Below are 23,722 nucleotides of genomic sequence, written 5' to 3' on the forward strand. Positions count from 1 at the left end.
CCTCATATTAGTACCAAAAATTGTACTTTTCTTAGCCAATTTAAGCCTTATCATTGCATAATTTGGCTAAAATGGGAACCTAAATAGTTACTATTTTTCTGTTATAGGTTTTGCTGACTATTTTCTCCCACAGATCGTTTCTGCCTTTGAATTCCAAAAAGTCCTTAAGCGCGGTAATTTTAACGAGCTTTCCGTTCTTTAGCATGGTTGCAGAGCCGAAATTAATCCAGTACTCATCAAACCATTCTTCGCCTAACTGGCTAAATACTCCGTTTTCAGTTTTCAAATCTTCAATATCAACAATGGAGCCGATATTGGCTGTGTTACCAGAGCCTTGCTTATCACTGGCAATTTTCCATTTTTCGGCCGCAAAGAAGTCAAAGTCCTTAATTACAGAGGTGATAAATTGTAAATTCTTAACAGTCGTGACTTCACGTTCGCCAACTTTTTTATTTGGCTCATCATATTCTTCCTGTAATTCTTCAACCTGATAAATATCAGTCTCCGGAAAATCTTCGCTTACGGCCGTTCTTGAGTAGATAACGCCAAGGCAATAATGGCCCAGATACTGGTTATAAGGGAATTGGATATTTTTATCTTTATCCCTTTCTTTGAAGTAAGCACCGTGGCTTCCCAGCGTAAAGCCGGCAATCTTGTCCTTTCTTCTAAACGTTGTTTTAATATCGAGCGCAAACTTTATTTGCTCATTATCAGTATGTATGAACGTGATGTCAGGATACCAATTTTGCTTTTCTGCAAATTTGATTTTATAACCAATAATCTCGGCAAATTGTAGAAGCTGAGGGAAGATATGTATTTCCAGAATTTTGGAGATTATTTTGGTGTCTGCCGATATGGTGTAAATATTTTTGACAACATCAATAAATCCCTTTACGGTCCAGTCTCCCTTATCCGTCGAAACGTAACCCTGTAGCTTATTGGCAAATATGTCGAGTTCCTTCTTAAATGCGGATTTATAGACTTCCTTATCTGACAGGTTCATTTTTCAAATATAATGAAAATTGCCGTCAGTGAACAAGCCGCTGCACTGCCTGCGCCGTTGACTGTCGGATAACCAGCTCGGCCTGAAGGTTTACCTGCGTAATTTTGCTGGTTTTGTCGATGTTCTCCAGCAGAATTTTAGTGGCCTGCTGCCCGATCTCCCGCAAAGGCTGGCGGATGCACGTAACCGGCGTGGAGAACAGGTCGAGCGCGTCGGTTTCGTCGAAACAGACAATGGCCAGATCGTCGGGGACATGCAGCCGCAGCGATTGAATGTGTTTAAGACCGTGCAGCGCTACCGTATTGTTGGTAAAAAATAAGGCTTCTACCGGTTGCGGTCCGGCCAGCAGATCGCCGATTGCTTTTTCGGTCTCAGCTTTTACCTGTTCTTCGGGTACCTCTTTAAGCCAGCTCTTATCCAAGGTCAGGCTGTGGTCTTTCAGCGAAGCAAGATACCCCCGCTTCCGCTCATTCATGTGGTAAAGAGACGATTGCAGGGTAATCAGGCCGATGCGCCGGTAGCCCTGGGCGATCAGATGATCAACGGCGCTGTAGGCGACCGCGCAGTTGTCGAGCGCTACATAGCTGGTTTTCAGGTCGGGGAAATACCGGTCGATAAGCACAAACGGAACGTGTTGCCGTTGCAGGTCGGCAATCTGCGATTCAGCTTCCTGGGGCGGGGCAATAATCAATCCGTCTACCTGCCGTTTCAGGAGGGTGTCGATCAGTTTGCGGGACTTTTGCGGGTTTTCGTCCGAACTGCCGAAAATGACCGTATAATCATGCCGGCTGGCTTCGTCTTCGATGATGCGGGCCAGGCTGGATGAAAACGGGTTGGCAATATCGGCCACGATCAGCCCCAGGGTAGCCGTTTTCCGCGTCTTCAGGCTTTTGGCAATCTGGTTGGTGCGGTAGTTCAGCTCCTGCGCCACCTCTCGTATCTTTTGCGCCACCTCTTTTTTGATGCGGTTCTCTTTCTGGTTGTTCAGTACGTACGATACCAGCGTGGTCGACACTCCAACCCGCTGCGCAATGTCCTTCAGCGAAACCTTCCTGTTCATGGGACTGAGAATTAGATGTGGCACCTCTTTTTGTTAATCGTTTGACCACCTAAAAGTTTTGAATACGGCCGGAGACGGTCAAAGGTTCTTCGTTAAATCAAATTTACAATTCATTTTTTGTACTATCCTAATAACAGTAGGGTTAATTATGATGAATTTAAGCCGTATGAAGGAAGATTCGTTGAAACGATTAAACAAAAATGAAAACTGTAACGTTTACCGGGCAAGGCTCTCGTACTCAAGTGTTGACACTGGCAGAAGGAGAAAATGGCTGAAGGTTGGCGCCGGCCTAAGGGCTTGGCCCGGTCGGCAAGCCAGGTAGCGGGAGCCTAAGGAACCAGTCCGGAAGCGCCAGGTTTTTCTGCGCCTTCAGGACCTTTAACAACTAGAATCCATGACTGCATTACATAATCAACTCGCTGCTATACAACAACAAATTGACCTCCTGACCGAATCTCTGCTACAGCTTAAGCAGGAGGTGGCCTCCCGAACTGTGGGCAACTCCCGGCAGGAGGATCCGGAAAAAGAAATAGGCATCATCCGGTATCGCAAGCTGCACGGCAAAGACCGGCAGTACAGCCGGGAGTTTATATCGTAAGGGCTCACTTAAACTTGTTAACCATGAAACGTTTTTCGGTAGTGTACCGGCTCAAGGAGCAGTACTACCATATCCCTTGTTTTACCTATATCAAAGCTACAACGCTGTTGCGAAAAGCGCATAGTACCCCGTTTGGCAAGCCCATCGGCATTTACGATGCGAAGACGGAACTGTTTAAGTGGGGACCCCTGCAACAGTCTTTATACAACACCCTGAGTCTGGGCGAGCAGGGCCGGCAGGGCAGTGTCATCATTGACCGGGTTCAGCTTTTGCGCCGGCAGGACGAACGGCTCGCTGAAGAAGAGATTCCCCTTGATCTCTATTAAGTGAACGGGGCTGATCCGTACGGCTGCTTTTTACAGACGTCCAACAAACAGGAGGCATGTTAGAAGATATTGAACATATTTTATAGGTGACAAGATTTTGTTCTGCATATCAGACAGATGTTAATAAAATATTTTGTGAATTTCAGGAAATGTTTGAATTTGGTATTGGCCGCACATTCCTGTTGCTCAATATCCACTCATCTACCTCATTCGGTATGGATCGTCGACATTTTCTGAATGCAGCCGGCCAGAGCGGTCTGGCGGTTGCGTCGGGCGTTGTGCGGTGTACACCTATCCGAGGGTGGTCAGGTGTTTCAACTAACGGGACCAATACCCAATCGGCAGGAGTTACACACCAGACAGCATCCGTTTACGGGCAAGTACGTAACCTGGCGGTCGAACAGGTGTTCAACCTACCCGGCTACCTGCACTACCAGGGAATGGTCTGTTAATCAGGATTCATTACCCGTTACCAACGATGACCGAATCATACTGTAACGGAAGCTCATTTCAAGAATTTTTTTCCTGTAGCTTACTCTTAATCATATACTGGTTTTTAGCGGCCACTTTCTCCCGAACGGCTTCCTGCCAGTTCTGGCCAATGGCCGATAAGTATTCGGAGTGGTTCCAGTGCTGGCTCCGGCGCCGGGAGTCGTCGGCTTCCAGGATAGACCTCTCGTGGCCGGGTCGGGCGGTGACCTGCAGGCCGCAGGAGCGCATCATGGCTTCAAGGCAGGCGTGGTTGGGCGCCCACCAGTTGGTTGTCGCCGGCCATCCGCTTGTCGATGGATGCCATTTTGGGCCAGTCGCGCTTAAGCATCCACTCCCGGTCGTTCAGGTCGAAATCGTGGGGTGGTTCAGCGGCTTTTTTGCCGGGCATGGTGAGTGGGCCAACCGTCAGGAGTATAGTTGGTATCCGAGCCTTACCAGCCAATGCCGTAGTCTTCGCCATGGTTGCTGGAACCGCCCCAGAAGGTATTGTGCGGCCAGTCGAACCAGATGGCGTTGATGGGTCCCGATGTTCGTTCCTGATACGAAATGGTGTAGCCCATGCGGGATAAGTCTTTGCGGGTCCAGGCGGGCATGGCGGAGTTCAGGATCAGGCCCCCCGGTACTTTCTTGTGGTCACCGAAACTGCTGTACATCTGCAGGGTTTTGAAGCTCGGGGCTTCGCAGGCTTCCTGCACCGTCATGTTAAACTCGACCATGTTCAGGAAGAATTGCAGCAGCAGTTGATCCTGTTCGTCGCCGGCCTGTTTGGCAAACGACAGAAACGGCTTCCCGTCTTTCATGGCCAGTGTTGGGGTGAGGGTAACCCGCGGACGCTTGCCGGGGGCCACTACATTGAACGGCCCTTCGGTTTCGTCCAGCACAAAGCTCTGCATCCGCTGGCTCATGCCGATACCCGTATTGCCGGCAATGCAGGCCGGTACCCAGCCTCCGCTGGGTGTAATAGAAACTACCCAGCCTTCCTTATCGGCGGCTTCGACCGAGGTGGTGCCGGCCTGAAACTGCTCCATAAACTGTGCATCGGTCAGCGGATTGCCGGGTGTATGAACCCGGCTTTGCAGGTTCTCCCATTTTTGCAAAAGCTGCCGGCGGGGGTTTTGTTTTCCCTCGAAGGGGTAGGGGTCGCCGGGCGCGGCTTTGCTGTCGTTCACCTCCATATTGATAAGTTTGCTCCGCGCTTTGGCGTACTCTTTGGAAAGCAGACCATTGATGGGGATTTCGGGCGAAAAAGCCGGGTCGCCGTAGTAAAAATCACGGTCGGCAAAGGCCAGGTTCATCGCCTGGTATACCGTATGGATGTACCGTGTGGAGTTGTACCCCATGCTTTTCAGGTCGAAGTTTTCCAGGATGTTCAGGGTCTGCAACATGGCCGGTCCCTGGGTCCAGGGCTGCAGCTTATACACGTCGATGCCCCGGTAGGTCGTCATCACCGGTTCTTCGATTTTTACTTTCCACTGGGCCAGATCCCGTTCGGTAATCAGGCCACCCTGCTCCTGACACCCCCTGACGAATTCTTTGGCAATATCGCCCCGGTAAAAGCGGTCGTAGGCTGCGTAGATCGCGTCTTTCCGCGACTTCCCCTTTTTGAGGGCCTGCTGTTCGGCATCCACCAGTTTTTTCAGCGTCTCCAGCAAATCGTTCTGCACAAAAACCTCACCGGCATCCGGGGCCTCGCGGGTCTGGCCCAGGTGGGGCAGGAACACCCTGGTCGAGTAAGGCCACTGTTTGATTTGTGCTTTGCCGGCCTCGATGGAATTCGCCGTCTGCGCTTCAATGGGGTAGCCTTCGGCCATCTGGATGGCGGGTTCCAGCACGTCTTTCAGGCTCAGCGTGCCGTATTCGGCCAGCATGGTCAGCAGGCCACCCGGCGTACCGGGCGTTACGGCAGCCAGTGGCCCGTATTCCGGCGGATATTTCATGCCTTTGTTTTTGAAGAACTCAGGCGTGGCTCCGGTGGGGGCTACTCCCAGCGCGTTGATGGCAATAACTTTTTTGGTCCTGGGGTTGTAGATCAGGGCCTGGGTTTCGCCCCCCCAGCTCAGCACATCCCACATGGTACAGGTGGCGGCCAGCATGGCACAGGCGGCATCAACTGCGTTGCCACCCTTGTGGAAGAGCCGGGCACCGGCGGTAGCAGCCAGCGGCTTACCAGTAATGGCCATCCAGTGACGGCCGTGCAGGGGCGGTTTCTGGGTGATGACCGGCAAATTGTTGAACGATTGGCTCAGACCGAGTAGAGGAATCAGCAGGCTAACGCAAAGGCTAACTAAACGTGTTTTCATGACAGCGGGAATTAGTCAGGCAAATTAGGAATTAATGCTGTTATTTGGCGGTGTGAATTTACAAATTTAATATTGTGTCAGGAATACACTATTCAGGTAATCACCTGAACGTTATGCTGATGATTTACGGGCCAAAGCCCGATAGTATGTAACCCCAAACCCATGTATACCCTTACACGAACCCTTTTACCTGCCCTGCTCGGCGCTGCTCTGCTGACAGCATGCAGCTCAAATCAGGAAAACAAGCAGAATGCTATGATTGAAAAAAGCTCGTTTGGTCAAACGGCCGATGGTCAGGAGGCTGACCTGTACACCCTCCGGAATACGTCGGGGATGGAAGCTAAAATTACCAATTTCGGCGGGGTGGTAGTCTCGCTGACGGCCCCCGACCGGAATGGTGCCTACGAAGATGTGACGCTGGGCTTCGACTCCCTGGCACCTTACCAGAAAGACAGTCCGTACTTTGGTGCCCTGATCGGCCGCTACGGCAACCGCATCGCCAAAGGCAAATTCACGCTCGACGGAAAGTCGTACACGCTGGCCACCAATAATATGGGTAACCACCTGCACGGCGGATTGCAAGGCTTCGACAAGGTGTTGTGGACGGCCCAGGCTGTAGAAGGGGATGAACCCGCGCTGAAGCTTACGTATACTTCGAAAGACGGCGAAGAGGGCTATCCCGGCACTCTGAACGTGGAGGTGACCTACACGCTACAACGTGATAATGCGCTCCGAATCGACTATAAAGCCACCACGGATAAGCCCACGGTCGTTAACCTGACCAACCATACGTATTTCAACCTGGCCAACAAAGGCGATATTCTCAACCATGAGCTGACCCTCTACGCCGACCGGTTTCTGCCCGTCGACCAGACGCTGATTCCTACCGGTGAGCTAAGGCCCGTTGCCGGAACCGTGTTTGACTTTACGAAACCAACCGCGATGGGTGCCCGCATCAATGATTCGACCGATACCCAGATCAAATACGGCTTAGGCTACGATCATGCCTGGATTCTGAGCGATAGCAGCCAGGGGCTTAAGCGGGCGGCTACCGTGTATGAGCCGACCACTGGCCGCGTGATGGATGTATCGACCACCGAACCGGCCATTCAGTTCTACACCGGCAATTTCCTCGACGGCACCTTAACGGGCAAAGGGGGCGTAAAATACGCTAAACGTACCGGCTTCTGCCTCGAAACCGAACACTACCCCGACTCGCCGAACCAGCCGAAGTTTCCCTCAACCACGCTGCGGCCGGGCGAAACCTACCAGAGCACCACCGTTTACAAATTCTCGGCGAGAAAGTAGGATATAACGCAAATCAGACGTGTAAACCAGAGGCTGCCGTTTATCGGGCAGGGCCTCTGGTTTAACATTTTATAACGTTTCCACCGGGTTTCGCTTTTCGTATGTTGCCCGGCAACTGCTATTTTTGCGGGCAAACTAGTTTCTGGACTCCGGGCGTTACATCCTTATGAGGCTACTGATTGCGCTGCTTTTTCTGTCCTGTTCCCTGCTGGCACAAACCCCGGGAACTACCTCAGGGCCATCGGCACCGGGTACGCCTGCGCCGAAATACATTCTGGGTAAAGTGCTGGATCAGGAGACCGGGACCCCCGTCGAGAATGGCAGCGTTATTAACAAACGCTCGCAGGCGGTGGGACGAACCAACCAGACCGGCGCGTTTTATCTACAGGTAAAGCCGGGGGATTCGGTTATTGTGACGAGTCCCAGCCACGGGCGGGCCGGCATCAAATGGGATGGGGTTACGCCCGACCCGGTCATTAAAATGCAGCGGCAATACAGCGGCATTACCCTGGCCGAGGTTACCATTACGGCCAAGCGCGAAGCCGAGATCCGCCGGGAGCTGGAAATCCTGCTCCGCGAACCCGAAGCGCGTCGCAATCTGTCTGCCGATGAGATTGTCGGGCTGGCGCAGTCGCCGGTTACGCTGCTGTATGAGCTGTTTAGCCGGCAGGCCAAAGCCAACCGGAAAGCAGCCGTAATTTCCCAGGAACACCGCCGGCATATGCTGGCCGGCTACCGCATAGGACTTATTGCCGGCCGGGCCACCGACCTGAAAGGGGAAGATCTCGAACGCTTCATCGACTACTGCAACTTCAGCGATGAGTTCGTGCTGTTTTCGTCGGAGTACGACCTGACATTTGCCACCCTCCAGCGCTACAAGCAGTACCGCAGCCGGGGTTAGAAGCTGAAATGAATGGCCCCCTTCACACTTATTGAAGCAACATCCGGCCGCTGATAGGTGAGCCGGTGAATCACCTGAATCTGCAGGCACTGAAAGATGTTGTCGATACCATAGCCGACTTCCGCGTACGGAATCTTCGGGTCCAGGGCACCAAAGTGGGTTGGGCGGGTACCATCGGGCAGCGGGCGCCTGGACGGGACGGCCTGATTGGCTTTGCGCTGACTGCCCCACAGAATATCGGCGTTGGCGATCATCCGCCAGTTCAGCTTCTTGATAAGCGGTATCCGGTTGAACAGAAAGCCTTCAAACTGATGCTGAATGTGCAGGGCCGCATACTGGTCGCTGACAAACTCGAAGAACTGCATCTGGTTGAAGCTGTTGGGTACGTAGAAGAACGTAGGGTTTCCCATATGCGGGAACAGCAGGGGGGCCGGCAGGGTTGAGGGCGTATAGCCGGCCCGCAGTGTATAGGAACTCCGACCCAGCGAACCCATCCGGATGGTCTGAAACGCCCGCAGCGTAAACCGGTGGTAGTTGAAATCGCCCCCCAGCAAACGAACTCCCTTCGTGTAGCGGATCGTTACGACCGGCGTACGCTTGGTGCCGATGGTGATGCGCTCATTGCCGTCCATGATGTAGTTCTCTTTGCGGGCTAGCCGGGCCTCCACCATAAAGTGTACATCCTGAAAGTCACCGCGCAGCGGTGACTGATCTCCCAATTCCGGCACCCGGCGGTAGTGGAACGGAAACAGCGGGGTAAAAGAGTTATACACCGCAGCCGCCGACAGAATGACTCCCCGAATCGGCTCGGTTCTGACAAAGAACTCATCTTTTTGGGAAAAGAAACTGCCCCGGCAACGGCCAAAGCGGGCGAATGCCATAAAGAGCGGATTGGCGTTCATCATCTCGGGCGTCATGCCCAGCCGGTCGATGTCGGCGGTATGCCGTACGCCCAGGATGGTCCAGTGTTTGCGAGACAGCAGGTAATCCAGTTCCAGACCCCCTTTCATTTTGCGGTCCTGGGTTCCGTAAGCGGCATAGCCCCGCAGAATCCAGTGCCGGCTGAAACGTTCGTTGGTGCGGAATCCCATGCGAAGCCGTATGCCTTCCAGTTGGTTAACGGCAAAGAAAAACGGATAAGGCCCCCAGTCGATCATGCCCCGCTGGTACCAGCCCGTGGCCAGAATGGTACCGGCCGTTTCGGCGGTCCTGACAATGGGTACGTTCCGCAGGGAATCGATCAGACGGGCGGCCAGTTGGTCTTCTTTGGGCAGGGTTGCCGAGCCGGTTATGCTCCGGCGGGCCTGCTGCCAGTACAGGTCGTCGGATACCTGGTTGTCGGCGGCAATGGTAACCGGCTGGTTGTAAAACTCAAGTGGGTGCGATTCATTCACCAGAAAACCGCTGTTGCTGATGCTCATGCGGGTGCGCATCCCCAGCGATTTCTTGCCGATGCCGGTAAGGTCGGCGGTAAGCATAATGGACGAAGGCAGCCAGCCGATTGTTTTACCGTCGGCGTTGGTAATCGGCTCCAGTTCCTGCTCGATCACCAGTTGGTTCACGTAGTTCAGGTTGGCTTCGCGGCCGACGCGGCTTTCGATGCGGCAGAGCGCAAACGACGTGGTATCTACCCAAAGCTTACCGGTAAAGGCCAGGTCTTGCAAGCGCTTCGGCGTAAAATCGATGCCGTAGCAGATCCGGTCGCCAACCAGGGTGGTATCGGCCAGGTAAAATTCATAATAACCCCGCCAGTTGTCACCGATGGGCGAGGCAAAGTCTTTGGTCAGCAGCGAGAGTGAATTATTGTAGAAGTTGAAGGTCTGAAACGAGTTGCCGCCGATGAGCTGCGTGATAAACTCGGCATCCTGTACGCCCACGCCCTGCACCCTGGTTTTACGGATTTCCTCGTGCCGACGCTGGAGGGCCTGCTGGAAATAAAACCGGGATACCGATTCGGAAATGAGCAGGGGCAGCAGCCGGTTACCGTTTTCGTCTACCAGCGAGTCAGTTTTGCTGGCTCGTTTGGCAAGCCGGCTGAGTCTTCCCGTTGGTGCGAGGTTGTTCAGCGCAATTTCCGTTTTGGCGTACGTATCGTGTTCGTAAAAAGAAAAATTACCGCGGTCATTCTGTTCCCGTAACTTGCGCAGGTTGCGAATAACCTGATAGGCCGGATTTTCGCCCGCCCGTACAACCACTTCCTGTAGCACCAGACCGCCCGGCTCCAGCTTTACATCGATTACCTGCGTGGCTTTGCTGCGGTTGAGCGCCCGCCGTTGGGTGGTGTAGCCCATCGAGCTGATAACCAGCGAGTCGGTGAGCGCCCGGCTGCTGAATGTGTACCGGCCCTGTTCGTCGGTCACCGTGCCGATGGATTTGCCCGATAAGGCGACGGTAGCAAATGGAACGCCGGTACCCGTGCGGGCGTCGAGTATAGTTCCGGAAACGGTAAACGAGGGCTGGGTCTGACTCCAGACAGGGAAGCTACTTATCGCCAGAACAAAGAACCAGCAGGAGTTGAGTATACGTAGTGCCATAGGCGCAGAAACCGTTCAGGAAAAAGAATTAGAGACGCGCTTCGTTTAATCGGAGCTACACAAAGTTAAGTACTTGTACGTATAGGCCAAAATTTAAAAAAGGTTAAAATTACATAAGAATCATATTAATAAAATGCGTTTGATTATCAGTTAGTTGGGCTATGCGTGAGATTTATTGTCAGCTGATTTTAATGTCCCCGTTTATTCCGCTACGTCTGGGTAATGATCGGGATAAAACGGGCGCTGGCCCTGGCGGCTGCCGCCAACGACAACGCCACCGTGAGTAATAGAAAAGAACTATCCGGGCTGCTGCGGGTTGTGTGTAAAAAATAACGGTATGATTGGAACAATTGCTTCACTGGAACCCCTGCTAAATGCCGGTCTGAGCCCCGGCGAAAAACTAAGTCAGCTCATTGAGCAACTGGGAGAAATTCTCCGCACCGACCGCTGCTTTCTGTACATACGGGAGCCGGCGGCCGGCAAAGGCCGCATTGCGTTCTGCTGGCGTCGGGACACAACCATCGCCGATGTGTTTCAGCCGGAATGGCAAGACGAAACCGGCCTGCCTGACAGCGATCCGCTTTTTGCGGCCGCCCTGGCCGGTAAGCCTTCGGTGTATGTGGATGATGTGAAAATGGCGGAACCCGACGTGCTGAACCGGGAGTTTGAAGCGCAGACTTTCGGCCATAGTGCGCTGGTGCATGCCCACATTGTTGAAGACGATACGCTTTGGGGTATTCTGCAGCCGTGTATGTTCGGCAAGCCCCGGCACTGGACCGAGCAGGACCGCGCCTTTATTGAACCGCTGCTGCCGCAGTTGGCTCCCATTATCAGAGATTATGTGCAGATGATGTAGCTTGCACCGGATACAAACGCCTGCAAGCTACATGCTCACACTCAATAAGGTTCACCATATAGCCATTATCTGCTCCGAATACGCTGTTTCGAAACGGTTTTATACAGAAATCTTGGGCCTGACCGTACTACAGGAAGTGTACCGGGCGGAGCGGAATTCGTACAAACTGGATCTACAGCTCAACGGGCAGTACGTGATCGAACTGTTCTCGTTTCCCGATCCGCCCCGGCGTCCCTCGCGACCGGAGGCAACCGGCCTGCGTCACCTGGCATTTGCGGTGGCCGATGTGGCTGCCGCCAAAGCGATACTGGAGCAGCAGGGCATTGCTGTAGAGCCCATCCGAACCGATACGCATACAAACCGGAAGTTTACCTTTTTCAGCGATCCGGATGGCCTGCCGCTCGAATTGTATGAAGACTGATAGTAAATAGATTAAACCTATAGAATTAAAAGGTAGTTTGGAGGGGACGTATCCAAAGGCCTCCGGTATAGGCTTTGGCTGGCATCCGGAAACAAAGGAACGGCACGGACTGAACCTATGGTCTTTTATACCGGTAACCGTTTCCCGGCCGATTACTGCAACGATGCCTTTATAACCATGCGGGGCTCCTAAAACCGCCGTAAACCATCGGGTCAGAAGGTGGTACAACTCCGGTTCGGGAACGGCAGGCCAACGCGTTTTGAGGGCTTTGTAACGGGTTTTCCGGTCGATAACAACCAGGGGCGGTTCGGGTGGCCGGTGGGGATTGCTATGCATACCGATGGTGCCCTGCTGTTCTCAGACGATAACAACGGGATTAGCTACCGGGTAGCGTATGCCCGGTAACGGCAGATAAGTTCGACAAACAATCCGGGCATCAGTTTGTTGACCTGACAAACACATAGAGAGGCATATCAACTGCCTCTCCGCTCAACTAATCAGGTAAGTATGGAATCACAAACGTTGCCCGAAACCCGCGACGACGAACAGTCGCCGTATTCGGTTGCCCACGATGTGGCCGGCATGAAAATCGTGTTTGTCAACGTCTTTTTCGTGGGCGAACCGCGTCCGGGTGCCGACTGGGTGCTGGTGGATGCCGGTCTGCAGAGCACGGCAGGCCGTATCAGGCGGGAGGCCGCCCGGCTGTTTGGCGAGAATAATCCGCCGAAAGCCATTGTGCTCACACACGGTCATTTTGACCATGTGGGGGCCTTACCCGAACTGCTCAAAGACTGGAATGTGCCCGTATACGCGCATCCGCTGGAGCTGCCGTATCTGACCGGCAAATCCAACTACCCGCCACCGGACCCGGCCGTGGGTGGGGGCGCTATGGCATATATGTCGTGGATATTTCCGACTGGTGCGCCAAACCTGGGCGATAAGGTAAAGCCGATGCCGGAGGGGGAAATCCCCGAAATGCCCGGCTGGCAGGTTATTCACACGCCTGGTCACGCCCCTGGTCATGTATCGCTGTACCGCGACAGTGATCGCGTGCTGATTGCGGGCGACGCTTTTACGACCACCGACCAGAACTCGGCCTTTGCCGTAATGACGCAGAAGGAAGAGTTTCACGGACCACCCGCTTATTTTACCATTGACTGGCAGGCGTCTAAAGAATCCATCTGGAAACTGGCCGAGCTCAACCCAACCGCAGTTGGTACCGGTCATGGGAAATCGTTCAGGGGGGTGCAACTGGGTATGCGGTTAAGAACGCTGGCGGAGAACTTTGAGGAGCAGGAAGTACCCACCGGCGGTCGGTACGTAAAGCAAGCCGCCCAAACCGACGAAGACGGTATTGTGGATATGCCGGCACCCGTGTCGTATACCGTAGCCCGTACTATCGGCATTGGCTTACTGGCGGGTACGGCGGCTTTTCTGATTGGCCGTCTGATTCAGGATAATACCGAAGGATTTGGCCGGGAGGTCAAACGGGAAGGCCGGAAGTTACGCCGGCGGCTCGGCTAAGGCAGTTAGCCCTGCGGGTTCACCTGTGCAATTGAAAACAAACAGACCAGCCCCGTTCCGGCTGGTCTGTTTGCGTAAAAAATAGCCGGGCGAGGCAGCGCGTGCAGCCATCAGCCCATCGGTTTAGGGCTGACAGACCATTTCAGCCGCCAGACCCAGACCAGGCCGGCCAGCACCGGTAGCAGAATGTTTACCAGCCAGAGTGTCAGCGTGGCCGTCAGCACGAGCGAAACGGCCAGGCCATAGGGCGCAAAGACCCAGAGCGAAGCCGCTTCGCGCACGCCCAGATCGCTGAGCAGGTTAAAGGCCGGGGTGATGGTTTTGGCCAGAAAAACCAGCCCGATGCCGGCCAGCATGTCGGGGGCAGACAGGCTAATGCCGTACAGCCGGAGCGCCAGATAAAACTGGAACGAAAACGTGAGGTAGCGCAGCGAGGCTACCAGCACCGCCTGTGTGAGTTCGGCCGGAGTGTATTGCCCGGCTACCGCCAGATAGGTAAGGAGTTGGCGAAGCCACCGCCGGCGGGTATGGGCTTTCGGCAGTCGATGGCGTATGGGTACCAGGATGCCGCCCAGCAGCAGCATACTGAGCAACAGCCCGGCCAGAATCCAGCCGGCGGGGGTGTTGCGCGAGGGTACCGTTACGAGCTGATACCCCCAGGCCGCAGTACCAAACAGCAGCGCCACAAAAAACTGCATACCCCCCGACACCAGCGACGCCCCGACGCCTTCGGCCCGGCGCCCCGAGCGCAGGGAGAGCACCCGGCCGGTGGTGTCGCCCAGTTGGGCCGGTAAGGCGAAACCGAGCGCTAAGCCCGCCAGTACCCCCTGATAGGCTTCGGCCAGACTGACGGCTTCGACGCGCCGGATCAGAATTTTCCATTTAAGCGCTTCCAGGGCCCAGTTTACCGGCGTAAGCAGGAGTAACGCGAGCGCCCAGCCGCCGGCCCAGTTGGTTTGCCGGAGGTGCTGCCAGACGGCCGGCCAGTCGGCCGGTTGCCGGCGCAGCGTATAGCCAATGTAGGCCAGGAGTCCGGCCAAAACGGCCAGTTTGAGCCAAAAAAGGTTTTTTTTGGAAGACGGTGGTATTGAATCAGCGGGTAAATCGTTACTTTGCATAAAGCATAAACGCCTGACAATGGCTTCAACATCCGTAAGCAACGCTGAGAAAATTATTTTGGGAGTCGATCCCGGCACCCAGATAGCCGGTTACGGCATTATTCAGGTGCAGAACGGACAAATGCGGATGTTGCAGTACGGCGTGGTTCACCTCAGCAAATATAGCACCCACGAGCTGAAGCTGAAGAAACTATACGATACCATTCTGCGGCTCATCGACGACTACCTGCCGGACGAGATGGCGATTGAAGATCCGTTCTTCGGCAAAAACGTGCAGGCCATGCTGAAGCTGGGCCGGGCGCAGGGCGTTTCTATGGCCGCTGCTCTGTCGCGGGGTATTCCCATTGTCGAGTACTCACCCCGGACGGTGAAGCAGTCGGTCACCGGTAACGGCAATGCGGCTAAAGAGCAGGTCTCGCATATGGTGAGCCACCTGCTGAATGCCGAGCTGGCTCCTGAATTCTTCGACGCTACCGATGCCCTGGCTATCGCCATCTGCCACTACTTCCACGAAAACTCCCTGCCCGGTGTTAAGAAGTCCGGTGGTAAAAAAGACAAAAAAGGCGGCTGGGGGGCGTTCGTCAGCGAAAACCCGGGAAGGTTAGCTTGAGGTTTGAAGTTTGAGGTTTGAAGTTGCTTCGCCATTTTAACTTCAAACGTTAAACTTCAAACGTCAAACCAGCATTCGCCAGACTTCCGCAACATCGGTTACCGGCAACTGACAGGCCCGGTTGTAGCAGACGTAAATGGTGGTCTCTCCACGAATCATGCCCCGGTTTTCCAGCAGCGGCAGCCGGCTCTCGGATTCGGTGCCGCACAGCACTTTATTGGGATAAAAGCGGGTGTCTATGGCCTGGCGAACTTCCCGGAAGTTGGGGCCTATAATGGCAATCTCGGCTGTGGGGCGTACCCGCATTGCATACAGGGCGGCCCAGTTGGTCAGCTCGCCCGGATACTGCTGAAGCAGGGGCTGTACCCGGCCGAGCATCCGGTCGGCCTGTGTGCCGTAGTCGGGGCGGTCCATCAGCAGGCTTAGCGTGTACAGGTTGCCGGCCATCAGGGAGTTGGACGCCGGAATGACATTATCCAGAATCTCCTTGCGCCGGGCAATCAGCGCTTCGCCGGTACGGTCGGTAAAATAAAACAGCTCACTGCCTGTTTCGTCGGTGCGGGTTTCGCCGAAGTGGTCGAGCACGTACCGGGTAAGCTGGTCGGCGGTCTGCAGCCAGTGTTCATCAAACGTAGCCTGGTACAGGGCCAGGTAGCCGTCGATCACGGCCGCGTAGTCTTCCAGGTAGCCCGTCAGGCCGGCTTTTCCGCTCTTGTAGGTATGATAAAGCCCGCCGTTGGCCGGATTGGTCATGGGCCCGTTCAGGAACTGAGCCGTCTGCTGCGCCAGATCCAGAAAGTCCGGTTCACCAAAGACCCGGTAGGCCGTAGCCAGCCCTTTTAGCATCAGGCCGTTCCAGGAGCAGAGCACTTTATCATCCAGGCCCGGCCGCACGCGGCTGCTGCGGGCGCTCATCAGCCGGGCGTGCGCCACCGACAGCATTTCGTTCAGCTCCTCCAGGCTCCAGCCGGCCTGGCGGGCAAACTCCTCATCGGTCACGGTCCGGTGCAGGATGTTCCGCCCGTTTTCCCAGTTGCCTTCATCCGTACTATGGTACAGGTCGGCAAACCACTCAAAATCGTTGCCCAGTATTTTCTTTAATTCGGGGGTGGTCCAGGTATAGAATTTACCTTCTTCGCCTTCGCTGTCGGCATCGAGGGCGGAGTAGAAGCCGCCTTCCGGGCTGAGCAGTTCGCGCCGGGCAAAGGCGATGGTCTGGTACACCACGCGCCGGTACAGCGAATTCTGCGTTAGCGTATAAGCGTCTGCATAGAGGGTGAGCAACTGAGCGTTGTCGTACAGCATTTTTTCGAAATGGGGCGCAAACCACATATCGTCTACCGAATACCGGGCAAACCCACCGCCAAGCTGGTCGTAGATACCACCGAGGGCCATCCGGTTGAGGGTGACGATGATCTGCCGCAGGGCCGATTCATTTTGCGTATGGTGGTAGTACCGCAGCAGAAAGGTGTAAATGCTGGGCATCGGGAATTTCGGCGCCCGGTTCATGCCGCCTTTTTCGGTATCGAACTTCAGCGCCAGTTTGCGGTAGAGCTGTTCCAGCGTCTCGGGCGTAAACAGCGTGTCGGAACGGGTCAGGTTATACAACTGAATGTCGGACGCGTTCAGGTGGCCGGCAAAACCTTCGGCCGACTCGGCCAACTGGTCGCGGTGCTCGTTAAAGGCCGCCCGCACGCTGGTGAGCAGGTTGGCCCACTGGCGTGGGGGCAGGTACGTGAGGCCGTAAAAAGGCTTGGCGTCAGGCATCAGAAAAACGTTTAGCGGCCAGCCCCCCTGCACTCCCATGGCGTGTACGGCTTCCATGTAAATGGCATCTACGTCGGGCCGCTCTTCCCGGTCTACCTTAATGCACACAAAATGGTCGTTCATCAGCCCGGCAATCTGTTCGTTCTCGAACGATTCCCGCTCCATCACATGGCACCAGTGGCAGGCCGAGTAGCCGATACTCACCAGAATCGGCTTGTCTTCCTCGCGGGCTTTGGTCAGGGCTTCGTCGCCCCAGGGGTACCAGTCTACCGGATTGTGGGCGTGCTGCAGGAGGTAAGGGCTGCTTTCAGTGCTCAGTCGATTCGCCATAACAGGAGTTTTGCCGGCCGGAAACGCGGCCAGTGTCGTGTTCCTATCAGTAACCCGAACGGCCGGGTACTGTTTGGTCTTACCGGTTGATAACCACTTTTTGGGTATAGGTGGAGCGGCTATCGGTGATAATGACGGTGTACAAACCCGATTTGAGCGGGCTGACCGGCACGCTCTCGTTGACGTACGCGGTGCCGGCGTCGACGACCCGCCGGAGTACGGTTCGGCCGAGCAGGTCGACAAAGGAGATCTGAACCGGGCGGGTGGGCAACCGGTCGAAGCGGACCGTCACCTGGTCGACGGCCGGGTTTGGAAATACCTTCAGGTTCGTCAGCGCTATCTCCTCGTTGTTGCCGGTCACAACGGTCAGGTCAAACTGACAGAGATATACTTCCCGGCCTTTCAGCGTCAGTGTCGTTTGCCAGGAGCCGTACGAAACCGGAACCCGCGTGGTTTGCGTCTCCGTGGCGTAAGGATTGTGGGCGGCAATGAGAATGCGGTTGTCTTTGACGGCTCCCCGCCAGATCGGGGTCCGGTCGTCCATATGGTCGCGGGCTGATTTTGGAATAACCAGTTTATAGTCACCCGTAAACACATCGGCAAAGCGCGAGAGCCGGTACAGGCCGTGGACGAAATGCTCGTAGGCCGCAAAGCTGGCGGTTGGGTCTACGCCATGGTCCCAGAACCAGAGGCCTTTGGCACCCGAGAAAAACGGGAAGATGGCGGTGGCTTCGGCCATGAACGGCTGCAGGAACTTGGGAAAGCTGCCGCAGCAGTCGTGGTAGCGCATCCAGACATACGGAATAATAGGCTTATCGCTCCACGCCTGGTTGGCTTCAATCTGGAACAGCATGTACGCCAGGTAATCGGGAGCCAGCGGACTCGGATAGTCGTAGTAATAGTAAGCCGATGGCCCCAGGGCATCCAGTTGCTGGTAGAAGGGGCCACCCACCCGGTTGGTTGTCTGGTCTTTCACCAGAAAGCTGACCCGTTCGGGGTTGGTGCGCCAGTCGGTCCAGGTATTGCCGGTTACGTTGAAGAAGGTATTCCGGATGGGCACATCGCTGTAGGTCATCAGAGGAATACCGGTGAGGTCAACTTTCTGGCGGATGTAGCGCAGCCCCATGCCGTACAGGGCGGTCATATCCCGTTTGTAGGCGCTGATAAAATCGGCATCCGGCAAATTGCGGTAGGCCGCCGGTATTTTCGGTTCCTGCTTAAGCCGCACAATACGGTCGTCGGTGGGCAGAAACCGCTCAATATCTACCGCCAGAAAACTGATCGGAAAGATGAATTTCCCCTTGGCATTGGTATAGCCCCCCGACGTCTGCGTGATGAACCAGTCCCATTTAGCCTGGTAGGCCAAGGTATCGTTGTCCCAGGGGCTCAGCAGGGTTTCCCAGGGCTGATTGAGGCCAAACGCAAAACCAGACCAGTCGAGGGCGCGCTCGCGGGGAGTGACCAGCGTCCCGAACTCACTGGGCAGCACAGTGGCCAGGTGACTGAAGCCATGCCGCAGCGGACTGGCGAGCGTATCGCCCAGGCGGGGTGCCCCGTAGATAAGGGTAAACGGGAGTGTAAACTCCGGGAATTTTTTCCAGTTGACCTGTCCGGGCGGGGTGGCCGGGGTCAGCGATAGCGGATCGGCACAGCGCACCTGACTTTTTGCCGGCAAAGCGATACCGGTAAAAAGCCAGCAGAAAAGAAGCGCAATAGGGTGGGTAGCCGGAAAACGCATACCTGTTTTTTGCTCAAAGCTACTATTTTATGCTATTATTGTCACTGAAATAACAGACCAAGACTATTCAACGGGTTTATACCGTTTTAGAGACTGCTAATTTTTGATTGACTTAACGTATCCAATTATGAGAAAAGTGATGTATTGGCTGATGCTGCTTGGGATACCCGTTTTGCTGGCCGACTGCAAAAAGAAAGATCTGGATGCGGGCGGAGACCGGGCCGAGATCATGATGAGCACCGGCTGGAAACTGGAGCGGGTAACCGATACCAAAGGGCAGGTTATCAGCCAGTCGCAGTTGAATCTGGCCACCCAGGCGCTGTATTTTCTGGAAATCCAGTTTCGGGATAACAACACCACCCGGGCGCTCGACCGCGTAACCAGGCAGGTTGTCAATGGCGGCACCTGGTACCTGGTTGAGAACAACCAGGCGCTGGATGTGGAAATCAGTCAGTTCAAAGGCCGTTTCCAGATCGTGGAGCTTTCCCGCAGTAAGCTGACGCTGAAGAACAAAGTACCGGTGGGCGGGACCGAGACCGACGCCCACCTGGAATTTGCACCTTCAATTTAAAAACAGACCGGCAACATCGTAGCGTAGACGGTGAAACAATTCCTGAATGGAAACAATTCGGACCAACAATCAGGCCAGAAGGCTTACGTTTGAAACAGAAACCGGCATGTTTATTGCCGCCGATGCCTACGGCGTACCGTCGGAACGCTGCGTGATTCTGCTGCACGGGGGCGGGCAGACCCGGCACTCCTGGGGCGAAACCGCCCGCTGGATGGCCAGTGCCGGCTGGTATGCCGTTGCCCTCGACATCCGGGGGCATGGCGATAGTAGCTGGTCGCCGGAAGGTCATTATACCGTCGATTATCTGATTGCGGACCTGAACGAAGTAATCCGGCAAATCGGTAGCCGTCCGGCGCTGGTAGGCGCTTCGCTGGGCGGGATTATCTCCCTGCTGGCCATTAGCGAGTCGGTCCAATCCATGGCGTCGGGGCTGGTGCTGGTTGATGTGGCTCCCCGCGCCGAGCAGCAGGGCGTAGAGCGGATATTCCGGTTTATGAGCGCGAACCTCGATGGGTTTGGCAGCCTGGATGAAGCAGCCGATGCTGTAGCGGCTTACCTGCCCCAGCGGCCCCGGCCCTCAGACCTGAGCCGCCTGGAGAAAAACCTCCGTCTGAAGCCCAGCCCCAACGGTGGGGCCGATCGCTATTACTGGCACTGGGACCCGCAGTTTCTGGCCACCTGGCAGCAGTTTGCCTCGGCCACTACCGAGCAGCGGATCGGCTACGAAGAGCGCCTGTTCAAGGCCGCCAAAGCGCTGAGCGTGCCGACGCTGATTGTGCGGGGCGGCATCAGCGACGTAGTCAGCGAAAAAGTGATGACCGAATTTCTGGATGTGGTGCCCCACGCCCAGAGCGTCAACGTGGCCGAAGCCGGCCATATGGTGGCGGGTGATTCCAACCATGCGTTCAGCCGGGCGGTTATCCAGTTTCTGAACAGCAGCCTGTAAACAGCCAGGCGTGTTTACCGGGGCATTGAGTACCAACGCAAGTAGTTGATTAGCTTATATTACAACCTGTATGAACATACATGGCTTACGGAGTTTGAGCCTGGGCTATTTATTATTGCCAAATCTCCTCTTTTACCACTTCTGGTTTAACCGGGCCATTGCCTGGGTTGCCATCCCGCTACTGCTCTACCTGTTCTACACGCAGGTGCGAAGTTCCCGGCGAACCGATACAGAACCCATCAGCCTGACGAACATTCTGGTAGTAGCGGCCTTTGCCCTCCTGATAACGCTGGTGTCGGGGACAAGCGGAATCTGCTACCAGACGTTCGACTACTGGAGCCACAACACCAAGTATTACGACTTGTTCAGGCATAACTGGCCGTTGCGCATGCAGGAAGACGGGCCATCCATATCGTACTACTTCGGCTACTATGTCGTTCCGTCACTGCTGGCCAAAAGCTGGAATACCATCAGCGATACCATTATTTTTACCTGGGGGTATATTGGCTTTTTTCTGGGACTGATGTGGGTTTACCTGGCGCTGAACCGAAAGCTCATCCTGGTGTTTCTGGCGCTGACGGTTGGCGACCTGGCGCATGTGTTCAAAACGTTTTTCCATAAATTTGGCAAGTCTCTGTATATCTATGGTGATTTTGGCATTGAGTTCTGGTCTAACTTTGAGAACCTGTTGTGGGTGCCTAACCAGGTGATTCCATCGATGATTCTGGCCGGCATGCTGTTTTACGTGATCAAACGGGGTCTGGCTGTCGAAGATCTGTTTTTTCCAATCGTGCTGACCCTCTGGTGGGCGGTGTTTCCGGCCCTCACCATGCTGCTGCTGACGGGCGTGCTGACTATTCGGAACATTATGTTGTCGGGTTTCCGGATCAACTGGGTGGTGCAGTTCCAGAAAGCCATCCTGCCCGGCCTGCTCTGCCTGCCGGTAATGCTGTTTTTCTCGTCGCACAATGAACTGCCGATCTCCGGTTTTGTCTGGACCTTCCGCAATGATTACCGGAACAGCATTATCGAATTCTGCGTCAACATAGGGACAAATATTACCCTGTTTCTGCTGCTGGGTGCGTACTTTCGGAAGACCAAACCGGGTGTGCAGAATTTCCTGTTCTACGTGGTGGTGATGCTGCTGTTTGTGTTTCCGTTCTACCGGATTGGCAAGGTGAACGATTTTCTGTTTCGGGGGGCCATCCCATACTTGCTGCTGGTGGGCATGTATCTGTATGAGCCGTTTGCCGCCGGCAAACCCCTTCAGGTTGTGCTCAGCCGGGTCCGGCAGTCCTTGCCGTTCGGTCTGCTGCTGTTGCTGCTGGGGGTTTCGTCCGTTATTGCCGTAGACCGGATTGTCAGAGCCGCGAAGGTGAACCGGATTACAGCCAATTTGTATCCGGACAAGGTGAGATTCAGTGCCATTCCCTATGACGCTTATCCCAACACCTACCTCGTGCTGAAAGAACGGTGGTCGCTGCGCGAGGCCAATCAGTACCTGGGAAAAGAAAACTCCTTTTATGAATTATACCTGGCACCCCGGTAACGCAGAGCGCCTATGCACCCGTTACGTATGAAGAACAACCCCCGTATTCTGAACGCCTGGTGCCTATACGACTGGGCTAATTCGGTGCATTCGCTGGTGATAGTCTCCAGCATTTTTCCGGTCTATTTTTCGGCCACGGCGCTGAACGAGGCTGGTGGACCGGTCATTGATTTCCTCGGCTTCGAGGTTAAAAACTCGGTACTGTTTTCGTACACCGTGTCGGCCGCGTTCCTGCTGGCGGCCCTGCTGAGTCCGCTCTGCACAGCCATTGCCGACTTCAGCGGCCGCAAAAAGCTGTTCATGAAAGTGTTCTGCTATACTGGGGCCATCAGTTGCAGCCTGCTGTACTTCTTTACCCGCGAGACGACCACCTGGTCGGTAATCCTCTTCGGCATCAGTCTGGTAGGCTGGAGCGGCAGCATTGTTTTTTACAACTCCTACCTGCCCGATATTGCCACCGAAGACCGCTTCGACCGGGTGAGCGCCCGGGGCTATGCGTTGGGTTATATCGGTAGTGTGCTGCTGATGGTGTTTAACCTCACCATGATTCTGTTTCCCGGCTGGTACGGGGGGATCTCTCAGGGGCTGGCCTCGCGCATCTCGTTTCTGACGGTGGGTATCTGGTGGTTCGGCTTTGCGCAGATACCGTTTAACCGCCTGCCCGATTCCGGCAAGCGTATGGTGCCGCAGGATGGCTGGCTGTTCAACGGCTTCCGGGAGTTGAAAAAAGTGTTCGGCGAGCTGAAGCACCTGTCCCTGCTGAAGCGCTTTCTGGTTGCTTTTTTTGTGTACAGCATGGGTGTGCAGACGGTCATGTACGTGGCCACCATCTTCGGCAGCGACGAGTTGAAAATGCCCGCCGAAAGCCTGATCATCACCATTCTGCTGATTCAGCTGGTGGCCATTGCAGGGGCTTATCTGTTTGCGCGGCTGTCGGAGCGGCTGGGCAATACCTATGCCCTGATGATTGCCGTCTCAGTGTGGGTGGTGATCTGCACGGGAGCGTATTTTGTGAATACCCAGAACCAGTTTTTTGCCCTGGCGGCTCTGGTGGGTATGGTGATGGGCGGTATCCAGTCGCTCTCCCGCTCGACCTACTCCAAGCTGATTCCCGAAGAAACGACGGATACGGCCTCGTTTTTCAGCTTCTACGACGTAACCGAGAAACTGGCCATTGTGCTGGGTACAGCCTCTTACGGGCTGATTGAGCAGATCACGGGCAGTATGCGCAACAGCGTGCTGGCGCTGCTGGTCTTTTTTTTGCTTGGTTTTGGGCTACTGGCACGAATTCCCTCGCAAAAAGTGTATCGCGTCCGTTTGAAAACTCCGGAAGTTGCTTAATTTTGCGTCGAACCTCGTCGGAAGGCGACCTACATACAGGATGTTAGCTCAGTTGGTTCAGAGCGCTGCCTTGACAGGGCAGAGGTCAGCGGTTCGAGCCCGCTACGTCCTACCGAAAGCTCCAAATTAGCTCAATTTGGAGCTTTTTTGTGCTATAACCCCGAAGGGGTGACAGGATTATAGCATCCAACCCGCACCCGTTATAATCCTGTCACCCCTTCGGGGTTGTCTGGTTAGGTCAGCTTCCCCATTTACAAGCTATAATCCTGTCACCCCTTCGGGGTTGTCTGGTTAGGCCAGTGCTATAATCCTGTCACCCCTTCGGGGTTGTCTGGTTAGGCCAGTGCTATAATCCTGTCACCCCTTCGGGGTTGTCTGGTTAGGCCAGTGCTATAATCCTGTCACCCCTTCGGGGTTGTCTGGTTAGGC

23 protein-coding genes and 1 tRNA gene are annotated in these 23,722 nt (G+C 54.9%); 15 read left to right on the forward strand and 9 right to left on the reverse strand.

The genetic code is table 11. From position 1 onward, the window contains the following. Positions 1-79 precede the first annotated feature (79 nt). Both ABD931_RS22170 and ABD931_RS22175 read right to left on the reverse strand, forming a co-directional pair. Positions 80-1,003: a type II restriction endonuclease gene (locus ABD931_RS22170; RefSeq protein WP_345270160.1), complete on the reverse strand. Its 924-nt coding sequence runs from the start codon at positions 1,001-1,003 to the stop codon at positions 80-82. 25 nt (positions 1,004-1,028) lie between these two features. Further along, positions 1,029-2,063 (reverse strand): LacI family DNA-binding transcriptional regulator, encoded by a 1,035-nt coding sequence (locus ABD931_RS22175; RefSeq protein ID WP_345270161.1) that lies wholly within the window; start codon positions 2,061-2,063, stop codon positions 1,029-1,031. A 394-nt stretch (positions 2,064-2,457) separates the two neighbouring features. On the opposite strand from ABD931_RS22175, the gene ABD931_RS22180 reads away from it, so the two are divergent. The 3 genes from ABD931_RS22180 to ABD931_RS22190 all read left to right on the forward strand — a co-directional run bounded on the left by ABD931_RS22180 (position 2,458) and on the right by ABD931_RS22190 (position 3,439). Further along, complete coding sequence (locus tag ABD931_RS22180) at positions 2,458-2,661, forward strand: hypothetical protein (protein ID WP_345270162.1); 204 nt, start codon at positions 2,458-2,460, stop codon at positions 2,659-2,661. Between the two features lie 23 nt (positions 2,662-2,684). Beyond that, positions 2,685-2,987, forward strand: a complete 303-nt coding sequence (locus tag ABD931_RS22185) for a hypothetical protein (protein WP_345270163.1) — start codon at positions 2,685-2,687, stop codon at positions 2,985-2,987. Between the two features lie 215 nt (positions 2,988-3,202). After that, on the forward strand, positions 3,203-3,439 hold the full coding sequence (locus tag ABD931_RS22190; RefSeq protein ID WP_345270164.1) for a hypothetical protein: 237 nt from the start codon (positions 3,203-3,205) through the stop codon (positions 3,437-3,439). A gap of 58 nt (positions 3,440-3,497) precedes the next feature. Here ABD931_RS22190 and ABD931_RS22195 read toward each other — a convergent pair whose 3' ends face one another. Genes ABD931_RS22195 through ABD931_RS22205 form a run of 3 tightly spaced genes read right to left on the reverse strand, consistent with a single transcriptional unit; the run spans position 3,498 to position 5,779 of the window. Beyond that, complete coding sequence (locus ABD931_RS22195) at positions 3,498-3,710, reverse strand: hypothetical protein (RefSeq protein WP_345270165.1); 213 nt, start codon at positions 3,708-3,710, stop codon at positions 3,498-3,500. A 4-nt stretch (positions 3,711-3,714) separates the two neighbouring features. After that, positions 3,715-3,939 (reverse strand): hypothetical protein, encoded by a 225-nt coding sequence (locus ABD931_RS22200; RefSeq protein ID WP_345270166.1) that lies wholly within the window; start codon positions 3,937-3,939, stop codon positions 3,715-3,717. Then, the gene (locus ABD931_RS22205; protein WP_345270167.1) at positions 3,911-5,779 is read right to left on the reverse strand and encodes a gamma-glutamyltransferase family protein; all 1,869 of its coding nucleotides are present in this window, start codon (positions 5,777-5,779) and stop codon (positions 3,911-3,913) included. The genes ABD931_RS22200 and ABD931_RS22205 overlap by 29 nt, the downstream gene beginning before the upstream one ends. 162 nt (positions 5,780-5,941) lie before the next feature. On the opposite strand from ABD931_RS22205, the gene ABD931_RS22210 reads away from it, so the two are divergent. Continuing rightward, positions 5,942-7,087 carry an aldose epimerase family protein gene (locus tag ABD931_RS22210; protein ID WP_345270168.1) on the forward strand — a complete coding sequence of 382 codons (1,146 nt, stop codon included), beginning with the start codon at positions 5,942-5,944 and terminating at the stop codon, positions 7,085-7,087. A gap of 166 nt (positions 7,088-7,253) precedes the next feature. Further along, positions 7,254-7,988 carry a hypothetical protein gene (locus ABD931_RS22215; protein WP_345270169.1) on the forward strand — a complete coding sequence of 245 codons (735 nt, stop codon included), beginning with the start codon at positions 7,254-7,256 and terminating at the stop codon, positions 7,986-7,988. Here ABD931_RS22215 and ABD931_RS22220 read toward each other — a convergent pair. Next, positions 7,985-10,522 (reverse strand): DUF5686 and carboxypeptidase-like regulatory domain-containing protein, encoded by a 2,538-nt coding sequence (locus ABD931_RS22220; RefSeq protein WP_345270170.1) that lies wholly within the window; start codon positions 10,520-10,522, stop codon positions 7,985-7,987. The two genes, ABD931_RS22215 and ABD931_RS22220, sit on opposite strands and share 4 nt — an antisense overlap. Before the next feature lie 337 nt (positions 10,523-10,859). Here ABD931_RS22220 and ABD931_RS22225 point away from each other — a divergent pair, with 337 nt between their 5' ends. The 4 genes from ABD931_RS22225 to ABD931_RS22240 all read left to right on the forward strand — a co-directional run bounded on the left by ABD931_RS22225 (position 10,860) and on the right by ABD931_RS22240 (position 13,323). Continuing rightward, positions 10,860-11,378 carry a GAF domain-containing protein gene (locus tag ABD931_RS22225; protein WP_345270171.1) on the forward strand — a complete coding sequence of 173 codons (519 nt, stop codon included), beginning with the start codon at positions 10,860-10,862 and terminating at the stop codon, positions 11,376-11,378. Positions 11,379-11,409: 31 nt separating this feature from the next. Next, on the forward strand, positions 11,410-11,799 hold the full coding sequence (gene gloA2 / locus ABD931_RS22230) for an SMU1112c/YaeR family gloxylase I-like metalloprotein (protein WP_345270172.1): 390 nt from the start codon (positions 11,410-11,412) through the stop codon (positions 11,797-11,799). A gap of 219 nt (positions 11,800-12,018) precedes the next feature. Next, entirely contained in the window at positions 12,019-12,204 is a 186-nt protein-coding gene (locus ABD931_RS22235; protein WP_345270174.1) for a hypothetical protein, read from the forward strand. Positions 12,205-12,306: 102 nt separating this feature from the next. After that, entirely contained in the window at positions 12,307-13,323 is a 1,017-nt protein-coding gene (locus tag ABD931_RS22240) for an MBL fold metallo-hydrolase (protein ID WP_345270175.1), read from the forward strand. A 110-nt stretch (positions 13,324-13,433) separates the two neighbouring features. Here the strand turns inward: ABD931_RS22240 and ABD931_RS22245 are convergent, their stop codons facing one another. Further along, positions 13,434-14,441, reverse strand: coding sequence for a lysylphosphatidylglycerol synthase domain-containing protein (locus ABD931_RS22245; RefSeq protein ID WP_440590448.1), 1,008 nt, complete (start codon positions 14,439-14,441; stop codon positions 13,434-13,436). 19 nt (positions 14,442-14,460) lie between these two features. Here ABD931_RS22245 and ruvC point away from each other — a divergent pair, with 19 nt between their 5' ends. Beyond that, positions 14,461-15,051, forward strand: a complete 591-nt coding sequence (ruvC, locus tag ABD931_RS22250; RefSeq protein ID WP_345270177.1) for a crossover junction endodeoxyribonuclease RuvC — start codon at positions 14,461-14,463, stop codon at positions 15,049-15,051. A 63-nt stretch (positions 15,052-15,114) separates the two neighbouring features. Here ruvC and ABD931_RS22255 read toward each other — a convergent pair whose 3' ends face one another. Both ABD931_RS22255 and ABD931_RS22260 read right to left on the reverse strand, forming a co-directional pair. Beyond that, positions 15,115-17,148 (reverse strand): thioredoxin domain-containing protein, encoded by a 2,034-nt coding sequence (locus ABD931_RS22255; protein WP_345270178.1) that lies wholly within the window; start codon positions 17,146-17,148, stop codon positions 15,115-15,117. 79 nt (positions 17,149-17,227) lie between these two features. Further along, positions 17,228-18,886 carry a T9SS type A sorting domain-containing protein gene (locus ABD931_RS22260; protein ID WP_345270179.1) on the reverse strand — a complete coding sequence of 553 codons (1,659 nt, stop codon included), beginning with the start codon at positions 18,884-18,886 and terminating at the stop codon, positions 17,228-17,230. Between the two features lie 127 nt (positions 18,887-19,013). Here ABD931_RS22260 and ABD931_RS22265 point away from each other — a divergent pair, with 127 nt between their 5' ends. The 5 genes from ABD931_RS22265 (at position 19,014) to ABD931_RS22285 (ending at position 23,405) form a co-directional block, all read left to right on the forward strand. Further along, positions 19,014-19,457 carry a hypothetical protein gene (locus ABD931_RS22265; protein ID WP_345270180.1) on the forward strand — a complete coding sequence of 148 codons (444 nt, stop codon included), beginning with the start codon at positions 19,014-19,016 and terminating at the stop codon, positions 19,455-19,457. A gap of 46 nt (positions 19,458-19,503) precedes the next feature. Beyond that, a complete protein-coding gene (locus ABD931_RS22270; protein WP_345270181.1) occupies positions 19,504-20,403 on the forward strand; it encodes an alpha/beta fold hydrolase in 900 nt (299 codons plus the stop codon). A 70-nt stretch (positions 20,404-20,473) separates the two neighbouring features. Next, positions 20,474-21,952: a hypothetical protein gene (locus tag ABD931_RS22275; protein WP_345270182.1), complete on the forward strand. Its 1,479-nt coding sequence runs from the start codon at positions 20,474-20,476 to the stop codon at positions 21,950-21,952. 27 nt (positions 21,953-21,979) lie between these two features. After that, positions 21,980-23,293, forward strand: a complete 1,314-nt coding sequence (locus tag ABD931_RS22280; RefSeq protein ID WP_345270194.1) for an MFS transporter — start codon at positions 21,980-21,982, stop codon at positions 23,291-23,293. 37 nt (positions 23,294-23,330) lie between these two features. Further along, positions 23,331-23,405 (forward strand) — tRNA-Val (locus tag ABD931_RS22285). Positions 23,406-23,722 lie beyond the last annotated feature (317 nt).

Origin of the sequence: Nibrella viscosa (assembly GCF_039541875.1) — a bacterium.
Lineage (GTDB): Bacteria > Bacteroidota > Bacteroidia > Cytophagales > Spirosomataceae > Nibrella > Nibrella viscosa.